This window comes from Jeotgalibacillus sp. JSM ZJ347, from assembly GCF_044383825.1.
Taxonomy (GTDB): Bacteria; Bacillota; Bacilli; order Bacillales; family Jeotgalibacillaceae; genus Jeotgalibacillus.
Map to the genome: position 1 here is coordinate 1 of NZ_JBISEN010000001.1, position 14,157 is coordinate 14,157.

Sequence of the window (14,157 nt, forward strand, 5' to 3'; positions counted from 1 at the left end):
CGGGTGTAGTTTAGTGGTAAAACCTCAGCCTTCCAAGCTGATGTCGTGAGTTCGATTCTCATCACCCGCTCCATTATATTTGGGCCTATAGCTCAGCTGGTTAGAGCGCACGCCTGATAAGCGTGAGGTCGGTGGTTCGAGTCCACTTAGGCCCACCATCTATTTGTTCCACAGTAGCTCAGTGGTAGAGCTATCGGCTGTTAACCGATCGGTCGTAGGTTCGAGTCCTACCTGTGGAGCCATTTTTACGGGGAAGTACTCAAGTGGCTGAAGAGGCGCCCCTGCTAAGGGTGTAGGTCGTGTAAGCGGCGCGAGGGTTCAAATCCCTCCTTCTCCGCCAGTTTTAGGCCCGTTGGTCAAGTGGTTAAGACACCGCCCTTTCACGGCGGTAACACGGGTTCGAATCCCGTACGGGTCATCTCAAAAAAGCAGTATTCAAATCAAATAGATTTGAATACTGCTTTTTTCATGTCTAAAAAAACCTTCCACAATAATTGTGGAAGGTGAGTGAATCACTTCTTATTCATCGTCAGGCAAGATCTTGCGGTGCTTACCGTCCATTTCATTTGCTACATCTTCATCCTCATAATCTTCTTCATAAAGATCATCATAACTTTCTTCTCCATTTGCCATATCAGAAGGCGTCTCGGATGTGCCGTATCTTGCAGCTTCATCAAAACTGTTTTCATAATCTCTGACCTCTTCATCTTCACCACGGTATGGGTGATCTGATGACGGGCTAATCACAGACTCTTCACTTGGACGCTGATTCATACTGCTGTATTCCTCGGCATGCTCAACGCATGTAAGAGCTGTTGGCATCGCCTCTAGGCGTTCAAACGGGATATCTTCCCCACCGACAGCACATACGCCATATGTTCCTTCTTCCATTGCATTTAATGCTTCATTGATATCATCAAGCTCTTTTTGAGTATGTTCTTCAAGTGCGAGGTCTTTTTCACGTTCAAATAAATCACTCGCATTATCAGCAGGGTGGTTATCGTAATTTGAGAGCTCAGTGTTCTCATAGTCTTCGGATTTTTCATGTTGTTCGATGATTTGCTTTTTTCGTGTATATAATTCATCTTTTAATGTATTTTGCTGCTCTTTTGTAACCATATTTATTCATCCTTCCTTCTAATCTGTTGCATATTACAGTTTATCCTTCTGACAGGAATTAAAACCTTTTAGCTTTTGGATATAGAAATTAAAAAAGAGGTTAAGACAATAAAATGTCTCAACCTCTACAATCGTTCCGCTGCGCTTCACTTATATTTTTATTAATAAGAAAAAACTAAATTGCTTTTACTAATCTTGCTTCGATCCTTCAGCTTATAAAAAGTATCCAATTAATAATCCAATTGATAACAAGAAGCCGAAAATTGTGTTTGTCTGTGCGGTTGCTTTCATTGCAGGCATCATTTGCATCGGTTTTGTTTTACCGATAAATCCTTTTGTTGCTTTTACTGCCTTAGGAACGCTTAGGAAACTGATCAGCATCCATGGTGTAACTGCGCCTGTAATGACGAGAATTACGACAAAACCATAAGCAGTAACAAACATTGAAGCAAGGAAATAGATCGCATATTTACGACCAAGCAGAATTGCAATGGTTTTTCTTCCGTTTTCCTTGTCTCCATCCAGGTCACGTATGTTATTTGCGAGCAGGATTGCGCCAACCAGGATGGATACTGGTATTGAGACAAACATCGCAATTGTATTGATCATTCCGGTCTGAATGTAAAATGAGATAAGGATAATGACAAATCCCATAAAGAACCCGGCAGCGAGTTCTCCAAATGGTGTATAGGCAATCGGTACAGGGCCACCTGTATAAAAGTAGGCAGCAGCCATACAGATTAATCCGATTACGGCAATCCACCATGAGCTGTTGAGACAGATGTAAATACCCAGCAGCAGCGCTACCCCGAATAAAGCATAGGCGAGGTTAATGACTGTTTTAGGTTTTACACCATTACGTACAATTGCACCGCCGATTCCGACAGAGTTCTCATTATCAAGGCCGCGCACATAATCAAAGTACTCATTAATCATGTTTGCAGCTGCCTGAATGAGAATACTGGCTGTTAACATCGCTATAAATAGCAGCCAATCCATTTCGGCATAATTCAAAGCGAGTACGGTGCCAAGAAGGACAGGTACAAACGCTGCTGTCAGCGTATGCGGGCGCGTCAGCTGCCACCAGATTCGCCACCCCTGATCGCGTTCAGGTCTTTCACTCATATTATTCTCTCCTAACATGTCTATTAAAGTTCGCATAAGCGAATTGTGACAAATTATCCTATTCTATTATATCGTTTTTAGGGGCTATAAAAAAGAAACAGATTGTTTAGAAAAGACTGTTAAATATGGGGGTGAAAACAGTTGCAAAAAAAGCATTCAGAAATGACGATTCGTTGACAGTGCTGTCAAAAGAAGTGTATCTTTAAGAGAGCAAACTATGGACAAATGTGCGTTTTTTTGGAGGGAAGCACAGTGAGAATCCTACATCAATCACAAGGATTTACAACTTTTGAACAGGCATTTGAAGTGGCGAAAAAGTCGAATATGCCTGTCTTATATAGCAAAACAATGGAAATCGAATCAATAGACCCTCTTCAGTTTTATGAAGCGGGTTATTCTATCTTTAATGGCAGCCGTTCTTTCTGGCAGGACCCTAAGTCGGAGCTTGTTTTTGCAGGAGCCGGATCCGCTAAAACATTTTATATGAAAGATTCTGAGCGCTTTGATTCATTAAGCAATCAGTGGAAATCGTACCTGAAAAATGCAGTTATTGAAAAAGGTGATGCATGGACCGGACCGGTTATTTTAGGCGGATTTTCTTTTGATCCTGAGAAAAAGAAAAGTTCAGAGTGGTCTTCATTTGAACAGGGATACTTTCAGCTGCCGGCGTTCATGCTGACTGTTGACCAGTTTGGCAAAACCTTTTTAACGGTGAATGTTGAATGTAAAAAAGGGGAGAATGCAGTACAGGTATGGAATCAGATGCAGAAGCAGAAGACTGCTCTATTAACTAAATCTGTGAGCAGTATTAAAGATGTGAATGTTTGTTCCATAAAAGAATTTGAGCCTGCTGGATGGAAATCTTCACTGACATCGGTTGTTGAACAGATTAACCGGGGCGAGATTGAAAAGGTTGTGCTTGCAAGAAAAGTGAAGGTTGCATTTGATGATAAGAAACGTTCTGATTCAGTTCTTGAGAAATTAAGAGATGATCAGAGTGAGAGCTTCATATTCTCATTTGAGTCAGGTGATAGCTGTTTTATCGGCGCAACGCCGGAAAGGTTAATTAAAAAGCAGCAGAATAAAGTACTCTCAACCTGTCTGGCAGGGTCAATTGCCCGTGGGAAGACAGTTGAAGAAGATCAGCAGTTCGGGAATGATTTGCTGCATGATGAGAAAAACTTAGGAGAGCATGAGATTGTCGTGCGTATGATCTCTAAGAGCCTTGAGGATTTATGCAGCGAGCTGTCTGTACCTGAACAGCCGGTGCTGATGAAGATGAGAGATATCCAGCATTTATATACGCCGGTTGAAGGGATTACAGATCGTGCATCCATTTTGGAGTTCGTCAAGGAACTTCATCCTACGCCGGCACTTGGCGGAACACCAACTACGGAAGCGATGCAGATTATACGTGAAGAAGAAGAGATGGATCGGGGCTTTTATGCAGCACCGGTTGGCTGGCTGAACGCAGAGGGTGACGGAGAGTTTGCTGTTGCGATTCGTTCAGGGCTCCTTTCAGGTGAATACGCTTATCTGTATGCGGGCTGCGGTGTGGTGAAAGATTCTGATGCTGAAAGTGAGTATCAGGAAACGCTGATTAAGCTGCGTCCAATGGTTAGAGCAGTAGGAGGAACGATTTCATGAGTCATAAGGAAAATCTAACGGAATACGTGTCATTATTTATAGAACAGCTTTTTCAAAGCGGCGTCAAAAGAGCAGTGATCAGTCCTGGATCGCGCTCTACGCCGCTTGCTTATTTATTGGAGAATCATCCGCAGATTGCTACATATGTAAATGTGGATGAACGCTCTGCCGCTTTTTATGCGCTGGGTATGGCTAAAGCTTCCCAGGAGCCTGTCGTGATTGTCTGTACATCGGGAACGGCTGCTGCGAATTACTATCCGGCTGTTGTAGAAGCACGTTATGCGAGAGTGCCCCTGATTGTGCTGACAGCAGATCGTCCTCATGAGCTGAGGGAAAATGGCGCGCCCCAGGCAATTGATCAGATCAATCTGTTTGGTAAACACGCCAAATGGTTTTTTGATATGCCGCTTCCTGAGTCTGAACCAAACATATTGCAATATACCGGAAGAATTGCAGCTAAGGCTGCTGCAAAATCAGCTGCCGCACCAAAAGGGCCGGTACATCTGAATTTTCCTTTCAGAGAGCCATTATCTCCTGATTTAACATATAAACCAGATAATCAGCCAATGTCTGCTGTGTACCTGGCTGACAAACGGTTAAATAGGCGTTACTTATCAGATCTTACAGTGCAGTTAAATGACTCTGAAAAGGGCCTTATTATTGCAGGTCCTTCAGAGGATCAGGCTGCTGCTGAAGCGATCATCAACTTAGCTGAAGCTACCGGCTTTCCAGTATTAGCTGATCCATTAAGCGGACTGCGCACCATGATGGCGGACCATCCATCTGTTATTGAGTGCTATGATGCTTTTCTGAAAGCCGATGAAGTTAAAAAGGAGCTTCAGGCTGACCTGATGATCCGTTTTGGCGGGATGCCGGTATCAAAGGCACTGACGCAATATGTGAAAGGAAGTGCGTGCAGTCAGTGGCTGGTTGACGAAGGAGCTGACTGGCGTGACCCGACTTCTTCAGCAACACATTATATAGAAGTGAACGATCAGTTATTTGCGGAACAGCTGGCTGAAGGTGCGGGACAGCAAGCAGATCGCACGTGGCTTCATAAATGGATGTCACTGAATGAAAAAGCGGGAGATGAGATCCGTCAGTACGTAAAAAATGAAACAGATGAAGGCGCAGCAGTAGGTACATTATTACAGTCTCTACCTGAAGGCGCGCATCTACTTGTTGGGAACAGTATGCCAATTCGCGATGTAGATACATTTTGGATTCGTGGGATGAAGCCATTTCATGTATGGGCAAATCGCGGCGCAAATGGTATTGATGGAGTCGTATCTACTGCGCTTGGAATTGCGGCAGTGAAGCATGAGCCTGTTTATCTATTAATTGGTGACCTGTCCATGTTCCATGATTTAAATGGACTTCTCGTGACCAAGCAGTATCCGAGTCAATTACAGATTGTTGTGATGAATAATAATGGTGGAGGAATCTTTTCATTTCTTCCGCAGGCAGCAGAACCTGAGCATTTTGAGACACTCTTTGGTACACCGCCATCACTTGATTTTAAACATGCAGCTGCGCTTTACGGTCTTGATTATCAGCTTTGCGAAACAAAAGAGGCGCTTAGTCAGTCTCTTGCATCCAGCAGTAAACAGCTCAAGATGATGGAAGTCATCACTGACCGTAAGGAGAATACAGCAACGCATCGTCAGCTATGGAAAACCATTGCTGAAGCAGTCCGGGGTGAGTAAACGATGATAAACACAGAATCGTATCACGTTGAGCGTAAAGGCAGCGGCACACCAGTTGTGCTGCTGCACGGATTTACCGGCAGCACGAAAAGCTGGTCAAGGTTTATGCTGACTTTTCAAGACGATTTTCAAACAATAGCGATCGATCTGCCTGGACATGGTCTGACAAAAGTTTCAAGTGATGAAAAATTCACGATGGAACAGGTCTGTGATTCAATCAAAGGGATACTTGATCAACTTGAAGTTCAACAGGCAGCTTTTATCGGCTATTCAATGGGCGGCAGGACAGCACTCGCATTTACCTGTATGTATCCTGAACGGGTCAGCTCTCTTATTCTGGAAAGTGCATCTCCCGGACTTAAAACAGAAGAAGAGCGTTTAGCAAGGCAGAACAGTGACAGTGAACTTGCTGCTTTTGTTGAAAATGAAGGCATTGAACGCTTTACTGACAGATGGGAGCAGGTGCCCCTTTTTGCATCGCAAAAGAATCTGAGTGCTGAAAAGCGTCATGAAATCCGCACCGGCAGACTGAAAAATTCAGTAGAGGGACTTGCACTGAGCCTTCGATCGATGGGAACAGGAATTCAGCCTTCCTATTGGGACAGCCTGACAACGCTTCATCTGCCCGTTCTGCTATTAACAGGGGAGTGGGATCAGAAGTTTATCAATATCGCAAATGAAATGGAAAAATTACTTCCAAATGCCGTTCATCAGAACATTTTGCAGGCTGGGCATGCAATACAGGTGGAACAGCCGGAAAAATTTGATACAATGGTAAGGGAGTTTTTAAATAAAAACTCAACTACATAATAAGGAGGTTTCTTTCATGACTCGTGAATGGGTACAGGAACGAAACTATGAAGATATTTTGTATGAAACGTATAATGGGATTGCAAAAATCTCGATTAACCGTCCGGAAGTACGCAATGCCTTCCGTCCGAAAACAGTGATGGAACTGATCGATGCTTTTGCATATGCACGCGACGATTCTAAAGTCGGCGTCATTGTGCTTGCCGGTGTCGGCGATAAAGCATTTTGTTCTGGTGGAGACCAGAGCGTCCGCGGACACGGTGGTTACGTAGGTGAGGATGAGATTCCGCGTCTGAACGTACTTGACCTTCAGCGTCTGATTCGTGTGATTCCAAAGCCGGTTATTGCGATGGTATCAGGTTATGCAATTGGGGGCGGACACGTCCTGCACGTTGTATGTGACCTGACAATTGCTGCTGATAACGCAATCTTTGGTCAGACTGGACCTAAAGTCGGTTCATTCGACGCAGGTTACGGTTCAGGCTACCTGGCACGTATTATCGGACACAAGAAAGCACGTGAGATCTGGTTTCTTTGCCGTCAGTATGATGCAAAAGAAGCGCTTGATATGGGCTTAGTCAACACAGTTGTACCACTTGATCAGCTTGAAGATGAGACGGTGAAATGGTGTGAGGAAATGCTTGAGAAGAGCCCGACTGCATTGCGCTTTGTAAAAGCGGCAATGAATGCAGATACAGACGGTCTTGCAGGTCTTCAGCAGTTTGCAGGAGACGCAACACTTCTTTATTACACAACTGATGAAGCAAAAGAAGGCCGCGATGCCTTTAAAGAGAAGCGTAAGCCTGACTTCGGCCAGTTCCCTCGTTTCCCTTAAATCGAATTGTCTGCCCTGTGAGCTCCGGCCTGCAGGGCGTTTTTTCTATTTAAAGAAAGGAGGAAGCGTAATGGACAACTGGCTTAAAAAAAGAGCAGCATTATCACCTGATCAGATCGGTCTTTATGCCGGTGAAGATAACGTATGGACTTTTCGTGAGATGGAAAGTGAAGCAGCTGAACTGGCTGAAAAGATTGCCCCTCTTATTAAAAACCAGGACCCTGTAGCACTTTTGATCTCCAATCAGCCTCACGCTGTATTTCTTATTCATGCATTACAAAAAATACGTGTACCCGTTTTAATGCTGAATCACCGGCTTTCGCAAAAAGAATGGGCGTATCAGCTTAGTGACAGCAAAGCGCAGCTCGTCATTTATGAAGATCAGTTTGCCGTTAAAGCAGATAGAGCTGTGTCAGTAAATGAGTTAAAGAGCGGAGAGCGTCAGCAGGTACAGTCATTTGAACATGAAGATGTGTGCTCCATTATGTATACATCCGGGACGACCGGGAATCCAAAAGGCGTCATGCAGACGTATGATAACCATTTTGCAAGCGCAGCAGGGGCGGCATTTAATATCGGTCATCAGCCGGATGATATCTGGATGTGCGCTGTTCCATTGTTTCATATCAGCGGTTATTCCATTCTGATGAGAAGTGTCATTTACGGGATTGGGGTCAGATTGTATGAGAAGTTTGATGAACATATGATTCATGAAGACCTGGTGAGTGGAAAAGGCTCTATTATTTCTGTTGTGACGACAATGCTTCAGCGACTGTTGGATGTTAAAAATGAGACGTACCATCCATTTTTCAGATGTATGATTTTAGGTGGGGGGCCAGCACCTTTACACATAGTTGAGCGTTGTCATAATGAACGGATTCCGGTATATCAGTCCTATGGTATGACAGAGACATCTTCACAGTTTACAACGCTTGCTCCTGCCGATGCTGACCGAAAAAAAGGTGCCTCTGGAAAACCCCTTTTCCCGGGAGAGCTTAAAATTGTGGATGAGCAGGGTGACAGATGTGAGACGGGTGAAATTGGTGAAATCCTTGTAAAAGGACCCTCTGTTACAAAAGGCTACCTGAACAATGAATCAGCTACTGAAAAGGCTTTTTCAGAAGGATGGCTGAAAACCGGAGACGTGGGTTATCTGGATGATGAAGGGTTTCTGTTTGTCGCGGACCGGCGCTCAGATCTGATTATTTCAGGTGGTGAAAATGTGTATCCTGCTGAGATTGAGTCTGTGCTGGCGGGGCACCCCGCTGTAAAAGAAGCCGGCGTTGTGGGACAAAAAGATAACCGGTGGGGGGAAGTCCCTGTTGCATTTATTGTGCTTATTGATCAGGTAAAAGAAGAAAGCTTACATGATTTTCTGAAAGAGCGGCTTGCTGGCTATAAGGTACCGAAGACTTTTCGCTTCAAAGATGAATTGCCGAGAAATGCAGCAGGAAAGCTGCTCAGAAGAAAGCTGAAAGAGGAGGTAATTGATGAATCTTTCTAATGCAGTCATCAGCAGAGTCAGTATGACGTTAAAAACACCCTTTCATACAAGTCTTGGAACCGTAACAGACCGCGAAGGAATTGTGATAGAGTTATATGACAACGAAGGTCAATGCGGCCTTGGAGAAGGTGTTGCTTTTTCAACACCCTGGTATACAGAAGAGACGGTGGAATCCAGTCTGACAGTGATCCGGCATCAATTGTTGCCACTGCTGTTTCAGGAGCCTATCAGCCATCCTGAAGATCTTGAGGGAAGATTATCCTCTGTCAGGGGAAACCCCATGGCAAAAGCGTCAGTGGATATGGCAGTATGGGATCTATTTGCGAAGCAGCAGGGAGTCCCTTTGTCATCCTGTATCGGGGGAACCAGAACGCATGCGCTGGCTGGGGTTGCAATCGGTTCAAAAGATCTCCCTGATTTGATTGAGCAGGCTGAACAGGCGCAGAAACAGGGGTATCAGCGTGTCAAAGTAAAAATTCGTCCGGGCTATGATATAGAACCACTGACAGTGCTTCGCAGCAGGCTTCCGGATATTCACATTCTTGCCGATGCAAATTCAGCCTATAGTGGATATACAGAAGATCTTTTAGCACTTGATGACCTCGGACTGCAAATGATTGAACAGCCTTTTGCACCGGATGACCTAGCTGAACATGCAGCGATTCAGCGGAGAATGAAGACGCCGATTTGTCTGGATGAGAGCATTAATTCATATAGTGCAGCTGTCAATGCGGTTTCATTTAAAAGCTGCCGGGTCATTAATCTTAAAATCGGCCGGGTAGGCGGAATCACCGCTGCCAGAAAAATTCACGACCTGTGCATGGTACATGACATTCAGGTCTGGTGCGGTGGAATGCTTGAGTTTGGTATTTCAAGAGCACACAATGTATCACTTTCCTTGCTTCCCGGCTTCACAATACCAGGTGACCTGTCAGCTTCCAGCCGTTATTGGGCAGAGGATATTACAACGCCTGAGCTGGTAGTAAATGAAGGCGTGGTGAAGCCTTTTAGCGGAAATGGAATTGGTGTTGAACTGAATAGAAGGCGGCTTGATGAAGTGACAATTGAGCGGTTTGAATATAAAAAATAGACACCCGGCAAACACCAGGTGTCTATTTTTATGCATTATTCTGCTTTCATCGCCGTTCTGAGCGATTCAATATTTTTCTCCATCAGAGTGAAGTAGGTTTCTTCATTTTGAATATCATCATCTGTTAATACTGAGAGATTGTGCAGTGGAAGCGTTTTTGCTCCGATTTCTTCCTGAATTACATCTGTCAGATTTGATGATACATTTTGTTCAATCAGCAGATACTCCACATTTTGTGAAGTGGCTGACTCAATCAGTTCAGTTAATTCACGCTGTGATGGCTCATCTGTTGTAGAAATACCTGCAATGGCCTGCTGTTCAAGACCATAGCGGTTTTCCCAGTAGCTGTATGCTGCATGTGAAACGAAAAACTGGTTGATTTCAGCATCATTTGAGAGCTCTTCAAATTGATGATCAAGTTCATCAAGGCGTTCAATCAGGCTTTCGTAGTTTTCAGTGAAATAAGCTTCCTGGTCAGGCATTTCTTCAATTAATGTATCTTTAACAGATTCAGCTAAAGATTTTGACAGCACTGGATCGAGCCATACGTGAGGGTCAGTGTCTCCGTGATTATGCCCTTCATGCCCTTCTTCAGCTGCATGTTCGTCTTCTTCATGCGCATGTTCGTCTTCTTCATGAGCATGTTCGTCCTCTTCATGAGCATGTTCGTCCTCTTCATGCGCGTGTTCGTCCTCTTCATGCGCGTGTTCGTCTTCTTTATGTGCGTGTTCATCTTCTTCATGCGCATGTTCGTCTTCTTCATGTGCGTGTTCATCTTCTTCATGCGCATGTTCGTCTTCTTCATGCGCATGTTCGTCTTCTTCATGCGCATGTTCGTCTTCTTCATGCGTATGTTCGTCTTCTTCATGTGCATGGTCATGATCGCCGGCTTCCAGCTCAGCATCTGAAATTGCATCAGCAGCTGCAACCATAAATAAATCTTCGCTTTGCAGCACGTCTTTTGCGTTTTCCACAAAGCCTTCAAGTCCAAGACCTATATAAAAGAATACATCTCCCTCGGCAAGGTCAATCATGTCTCTCTGTGAAGGTTCAAATGTATGTTCATCTGATCCTGGTGGATAGATCGTCTCAACTGAAACATGTTCTCCACCAATTTCCTCCGCAAAATATTGGAGTGGATAGACGGTTGTGTATACTTCCAATGCATCTTCATTATTTTCAGCCTCATCTGATCCAGTATTACATCCTGCTAAAATCCATGGGGCAACAGCAGCTAACAGTAATAATGATTTCTTCTTCATCGTGCACCTCGTTCTAAATAGTAATTGTTCCGATTTATAATTCAACAATCGTTACTTTACTATGAAATGAAAAAGAATGCAAGAGAAAACCGTCAGGAATTTTTTCTTCCTGACGGCCATTTGTCCGGCACATGGTCAACACCGCCCGGATGTAGTGGCTGACATTTTAAAATTCTGATCAGCGTCATCAATCCACCCTTGAATGCACCGTGTTTCTGTATGGCTTCCAGCCCATATTGAGAACAGGTAGGGTAAAAGCGGCAGCTCGGAGGCGTTAATGGTGAGATACCCTTTTGATAAAAGCGGATCATAGTAAGCATGATTTTTTTCATCTCTTCACCTCTATTTTCACATTACTTCTAGTGTAGCATGAGTTCATTCTCACTCATTGAAACTTGCTCATACGTTTAAAATCACTAGTGAGTGGTACAGAATAAGAGAGACAATATTGATTTGAAAGGATGATCAACATGAGTGCAAATCCTGAATTAGTCAAAGGTGTTAACAAACAAATCGCCAGCTGGACGGTGCTTTACACAAAGCTACATAATTACCACTGGTATGTAAAAGGGCATCAATTCTTTACGCTTCACGAAAAGTTTGAAGAACTCTATAATGAAGCTGCTATTCACATTGATGAACTGGCAGAGCGACTTTTGGCACTGAAAGGTAAGCCAGTTGCCACATTGAAAGAGTCACTGGACATTTCACTTGTACAGGAAGCAGACGGTGGCGAGTCAGCTGATCAGATGGTGGAAACGCTGAACAGTGATTTTGAAACACTGATGGATGATTTAAAATCTGGAATGGATCTGGCGCAGAAAGATGACGATGAAATGACAAGTGACATGCTGCTGTCAATTCACCAGAGTCTTGAAAAACACGCTTGGATGCTGCGTTCTTTCCTTGGAAAATAAATGTCAGGGCACCGCTTTTAAACGGTGCTTTTTCCTATGCTCCATGGTAAAATCGATTTAAGGAGTGATGATATGGAAATTTCATCAATCATGACAAAGCAAACCGCACAGATGCAGCAGACGGCAAGTCTGAGCATTCTGAACACCGCAATGACAACCCAGGCAGCAGGCGCTGTGGCAATGCTTGAAACAATGAATAACCAGGGCGGCACACCTGCTCCGCACCCTCATAAAGGTCACACCATTGATCTGAAAGGGTAACAAAAAAGGACAATTTCCGATTTGGAAATTGTCCTTTTTTAACTATGTTTTAGTGATAAAAAGTTTTTGTATCTTCAAGTTGTTCAAGCCGTCCTTTGAGTGATTCAACTATGTACAGGCGTATAAAATAAGCGAGCTCATCCTCTGAAAGCTCTTTTATCATTTCAAGAAGTTCAGTATGATCCAGCTGCTCAAGTATAGTAAAAGCAATCATATCAAGGTCTTCCTGACTGCCCCGGATTTTACCTTTATACATTTCAAAAATCTCGTCCACAAGTTTCATGTTTCCGTCCTCCTTTCAAAATGTCCAGGATATCCGTAGTCCGTATGTCTTACTCTCACTATACCCAGCAAGCCTTTTTTTAATCATGAAGATAACGGCTAGTGGACATACTGAATGGAAAGGAGTGATCAAATGGAGCAGAAAAATACTTATTATGTCTCAGTCGCACGCCGGGAAATCTTAAGAAGCGGTACAGAGTCACCGTATGAATTTGTAGTGAATGCCACAGATGATGAAATCACAAAGCTGAGAATGCTGTTTGACCGTAACGAGGAGAGTGAAATGGAAGGATTTCTAACCGGACAGATGCCTTCTGTTCCATATCATCTGGATCGTACCAATCAGGAATCAGACAACCTGCTAATTAAAATTTACAGACTGATCGGGGAAATTGGAGACGAAGAAACACGTAATCATATCGTGACAATGGGACTGAAACCGCCAACAGATGAGCATCCATTTATTGATAAAGAAAATTAGAGTGCGTTTATAATGTAGTATCAGATGATAAAAATGAATATTTTACTACTTTATATATAATGTAATTTTAGTGCAGCGGAGCGGAAGGGGGCGACTCCCGAACGATTAGTGGGAAGCTGAGACCCCGCAACCGGAGGTGAGGAGGCTCAGCAACCACCGTCGGGAAAGCGTCCCCCTGAAGCGCAGCGAAACGGTTAAAAAAGATGCTCAGACAAATGTCTCAGCATCTTTTATCAATTTTACATCTCAATCTCCACAGCAGATTCGATAATCTCCTGAGGCACAGTCAAGTCATCAACCGCGTTATAATCAGTATAGACAGACTTAAGCTTCTGTTCCATCACCATCGACTGTTCAGCAAAATTCATATTCATTGTCATATCCAGATCCAGTGATTCGATCAGGAACGTTTCTTTATCCAGCGTGATGACATATAAGACATCTTCAAATGTTGTATCTTGAAATAAAGTTTCTGCTGGAACGCCAAGTCCCAGGTCAGGCATTAATTCACCTGTCTGCTCAATCAGCATATCACTAAACTTTTCACCCGAAGCGTTCAGCGTTAAAATAAAACTGTCATCATTTTGTTCGAATCTAAAGTCTTCGATATAGGCTTCTAGTGTTTCGAGTTCAGTGGCAGGGTTAGATTGGGATTCATTCAGCTGCAGCAGCTGTTCTGACATTTCAGCAGGCAGCTTCACCCATTCATTTGTCGTCGGGTCCTGCATGAAGAAACCTTCATCAGTTATATAAGATTCGGCAGTGAAGCTTTCACCATCTGTACCTTCACCTGTCATTTTAGTCGTATTCACCTGGTGAATTGTCAAAGGATCATTCATAATCGACATATCAATCTCAGATACGGTATTGATCGTTCCTTCTTCACCCATCGTGACGCTCTGGTTCAATACAGCTGATGATTTTACACTATTAATTTCATTATTTTTTTCAATCGCCTGACTGTAAACTTCCTCAAGTGTCATAGATGATGTGTCTTTGCTGCCTTCAGCAGGTTCTGCGGTTTCAGTACACGCTGTTAAGGCTAAAGTTAAAGCAGCCGTCGTAAATAGAATTGATTTCTTCATTCAATCATCTCCTAATTAGTATGTCCTTACCAA

The 14,157-nt window shown here is 43.6% G+C and carries 15 protein-coding genes and 4 tRNA genes; 13 read left to right on the forward strand and 6 right to left on the reverse strand.

The genetic code is table 11. The annotated features are described in order from the left end of the window. Positions 1-81 precede the first annotated feature (81 nt). From ACH6CZ_RS00005 to ACH6CZ_RS00020, 4 genes are all read left to right on the forward strand, one after another. Positions 82-158, forward strand: a tRNA-Ile gene (locus ACH6CZ_RS00005). Positions 159-167: 9 nt separating this feature from the next. Further along, positions 168-242: transfer RNA gene (locus ACH6CZ_RS00010), tRNA-Asn, on the forward strand. Positions 243-249: 7 nt separating this feature from the next. Beyond that, positions 250-340 (forward strand) — tRNA-Ser (locus ACH6CZ_RS00015). A gap of 6 nt (positions 341-346) precedes the next feature. Then, a tRNA-Glu gene (locus ACH6CZ_RS00020) sits at positions 347-418 on the forward strand. Positions 419-519: 101 nt separating this feature from the next. On the opposite strand, the gene ACH6CZ_RS00025 is transcribed toward ACH6CZ_RS00020, so the two are convergent. Continuing rightward, entirely contained in the window at positions 520-1,119 is a 600-nt protein-coding gene (locus ACH6CZ_RS00025; RefSeq protein WP_374095333.1) for a TraR/DksA C4-type zinc finger protein, read from the reverse strand. A gap of 213 nt (positions 1,120-1,332) precedes the next feature. Then, entirely contained in the window at positions 1,333-2,262 is a 930-nt protein-coding gene (locus tag ACH6CZ_RS00030; RefSeq protein WP_374095335.1) for a 1,4-dihydroxy-2-naphthoate polyprenyltransferase, read from the reverse strand. A 234-nt stretch (positions 2,263-2,496) separates the two neighbouring features. On the opposite strand from ACH6CZ_RS00030, the gene ACH6CZ_RS00035 reads away from it, so the two are divergent. The 6 genes from ACH6CZ_RS00035 (at position 2,497) to menC (ending at position 9,836) form a co-directional block, all read left to right on the forward strand. Further along, positions 2,497-3,891, forward strand: coding sequence for an isochorismate synthase (locus tag ACH6CZ_RS00035; RefSeq protein WP_374095337.1), 1,395 nt, complete (start codon positions 2,497-2,499; stop codon positions 3,889-3,891). Then, on the forward strand, positions 3,888-5,597 hold the full coding sequence (gene menD / locus ACH6CZ_RS00040) for a 2-succinyl-5-enolpyruvyl-6-hydroxy-3-cyclohexene-1-carboxylic-acid synthase (protein WP_374095339.1): 1,710 nt from the start codon (positions 3,888-3,890) through the stop codon (positions 5,595-5,597). Before ACH6CZ_RS00035 ends, menD begins: the two co-directional genes overlap by 4 nt. A 3-nt stretch (positions 5,598-5,600) precedes the next feature. After that, on the forward strand, positions 5,601-6,407 hold the full coding sequence (menH, locus tag ACH6CZ_RS00045) for a 2-succinyl-6-hydroxy-2,4-cyclohexadiene-1-carboxylate synthase (protein WP_374095341.1): 807 nt from the start codon (positions 5,601-5,603) through the stop codon (positions 6,405-6,407). Between the two features lie 16 nt (positions 6,408-6,423). Beyond that, positions 6,424-7,242: a 1,4-dihydroxy-2-naphthoyl-CoA synthase gene (menB, locus tag ACH6CZ_RS00050; protein WP_039810599.1), complete on the forward strand. Its 819-nt coding sequence runs from the start codon at positions 6,424-6,426 to the stop codon at positions 7,240-7,242. A 70-nt stretch (positions 7,243-7,312) separates the two neighbouring features. Next, positions 7,313-8,746, forward strand: a complete 1,434-nt coding sequence (locus tag ACH6CZ_RS00055; RefSeq protein WP_374095343.1) for an o-succinylbenzoate--CoA ligase — start codon at positions 7,313-7,315, stop codon at positions 8,744-8,746. Then, positions 8,733-9,836 (forward strand): o-succinylbenzoate synthase, encoded by a 1,104-nt coding sequence (gene menC / locus ACH6CZ_RS00060; protein WP_374095345.1) that lies wholly within the window; start codon positions 8,733-8,735, stop codon positions 9,834-9,836. Before ACH6CZ_RS00055 ends, menC begins: the two co-directional genes overlap by 14 nt. Before the next feature lie 35 nt (positions 9,837-9,871). Here the strand turns inward: menC and ACH6CZ_RS00065 are convergent, their stop codons facing one another. Together ACH6CZ_RS00065 and yidD are read right to left on the reverse strand one after the other, a co-directional pair. Further along, the gene (locus ACH6CZ_RS00065; protein WP_374095347.1) at positions 9,872-11,098 is read right to left on the reverse strand and encodes a metal ABC transporter solute-binding protein, Zn/Mn family; all 1,227 of its coding nucleotides are present in this window, start codon (positions 11,096-11,098) and stop codon (positions 9,872-9,874) included. 92 nt (positions 11,099-11,190) lie between these two features. Beyond that, the gene (gene yidD / locus ACH6CZ_RS00070; protein WP_374095349.1) at positions 11,191-11,430 is read right to left on the reverse strand and encodes a membrane protein insertion efficiency factor YidD; all 240 of its coding nucleotides are present in this window, start codon (positions 11,428-11,430) and stop codon (positions 11,191-11,193) included. A gap of 138 nt (positions 11,431-11,568) precedes the next feature. Between yidD and ACH6CZ_RS00075 the strand changes: the two genes are divergently transcribed. Both ACH6CZ_RS00075 and ACH6CZ_RS00080 read left to right on the forward strand, forming a co-directional pair. After that, positions 11,569-12,015, forward strand: coding sequence for a Dps family protein (locus ACH6CZ_RS00075; RefSeq protein ID WP_374095350.1), 447 nt, complete (start codon positions 11,569-11,571; stop codon positions 12,013-12,015). Between the two features lie 72 nt (positions 12,016-12,087). Next, positions 12,088-12,276, forward strand: a complete 189-nt coding sequence (locus tag ACH6CZ_RS00080; protein WP_374095352.1) for a putative motility protein — start codon at positions 12,088-12,090, stop codon at positions 12,274-12,276. A 49-nt stretch (positions 12,277-12,325) separates the two neighbouring features. Here ACH6CZ_RS00080 and ACH6CZ_RS00085 read toward each other — a convergent pair whose 3' ends face one another. Next, positions 12,326-12,559 (reverse strand): DUF6154 family protein, encoded by a 234-nt coding sequence (locus tag ACH6CZ_RS00085; RefSeq protein ID WP_374095354.1) that lies wholly within the window; start codon positions 12,557-12,559, stop codon positions 12,326-12,328. A 132-nt stretch (positions 12,560-12,691) separates the two neighbouring features. On the opposite strand from ACH6CZ_RS00085, the gene ACH6CZ_RS00090 reads away from it, so the two are divergent. Then, positions 12,692-13,039, forward strand: a complete 348-nt coding sequence (locus ACH6CZ_RS00090) for a hydrolase (RefSeq protein WP_374095356.1) — start codon at positions 12,692-12,694, stop codon at positions 13,037-13,039. A 239-nt stretch (positions 13,040-13,278) separates the two neighbouring features. Here ACH6CZ_RS00090 and ACH6CZ_RS00095 read toward each other — a convergent pair whose 3' ends face one another. After that, positions 13,279-14,124: a DUF6612 family protein gene (locus ACH6CZ_RS00095; RefSeq protein ID WP_374095358.1), complete on the reverse strand. Its 846-nt coding sequence runs from the start codon at positions 14,122-14,124 to the stop codon at positions 13,279-13,281. Between the last annotated feature and the right edge of the window lie 33 nt (positions 14,125-14,157).

What these genes read in the sequence shown, in the direction of transcription:
- ACH6CZ_RS00025 (WP_374095333.1), bottom strand. Translation starts at nt 1,119, where the DNA reads ATGGTTACAAAAGAGCAGCAAAATACATTAAAAGATGAATTATATACA.
- ACH6CZ_RS00030 (WP_374095335.1), bottom strand. Translation starts at nt 2,262, where the DNA reads ATGTTAGGAGAGAATAATATGAGTGAAAGACCTGAACGCGATCAGGGG.
- menD (WP_374095339.1), top strand. Translation starts at nt 3,888, where the DNA reads ATGAGTCATAAGGAAAATCTAACGGAATACGTGTCATTATTTATAGAA.
- menH (WP_374095341.1), top strand. Translation starts at nt 5,601, where the DNA reads ATGATAAACACAGAATCGTATCACGTTGAGCGTAAAGGCAGCGGCACA.
- menB (WP_039810599.1), top strand. Translation starts at nt 6,424, where the DNA reads ATGACTCGTGAATGGGTACAGGAACGAAACTATGAAGATATTTTGTAT.
- ACH6CZ_RS00055 (WP_374095343.1), top strand. Translation starts at nt 7,313, where the DNA reads ATGGACAACTGGCTTAAAAAAAGAGCAGCATTATCACCTGATCAGATC.
- menC (WP_374095345.1), top strand. Translation starts at nt 8,733, where the DNA reads ATGAATCTTTCTAATGCAGTCATCAGCAGAGTCAGTATGACGTTAAAA.
- ACH6CZ_RS00065 (WP_374095347.1), bottom strand. Translation starts at nt 11,098, where the DNA reads ATGAAGAAGAAATCATTATTACTGTTAGCTGCTGTTGCCCCATGGATT.
- yidD (WP_374095349.1), bottom strand. Translation starts at nt 11,430, where the DNA reads ATGAAAAAAATCATGCTTACTATGATCCGCTTTTATCAAAAGGGTATC.
- ACH6CZ_RS00075 (WP_374095350.1), top strand. Translation starts at nt 11,569, where the DNA reads ATGAGTGCAAATCCTGAATTAGTCAAAGGTGTTAACAAACAAATCGCC.
- ACH6CZ_RS00080 (WP_374095352.1), top strand. Translation starts at nt 12,088, where the DNA reads ATGGAAATTTCATCAATCATGACAAAGCAAACCGCACAGATGCAGCAG.
- ACH6CZ_RS00085 (WP_374095354.1), bottom strand. Translation starts at nt 12,559, where the DNA reads ATGAAACTTGTGGACGAGATTTTTGAAATGTATAAAGGTAAAATCCGG.
- ACH6CZ_RS00090 (WP_374095356.1), top strand. Translation starts at nt 12,692, where the DNA reads ATGGAGCAGAAAAATACTTATTATGTCTCAGTCGCACGCCGGGAAATC.
- ACH6CZ_RS00095 (WP_374095358.1), bottom strand. Translation starts at nt 14,124, where the DNA reads ATGAAGAAATCAATTCTATTTACGACGGCTGCTTTAACTTTAGCCTTA.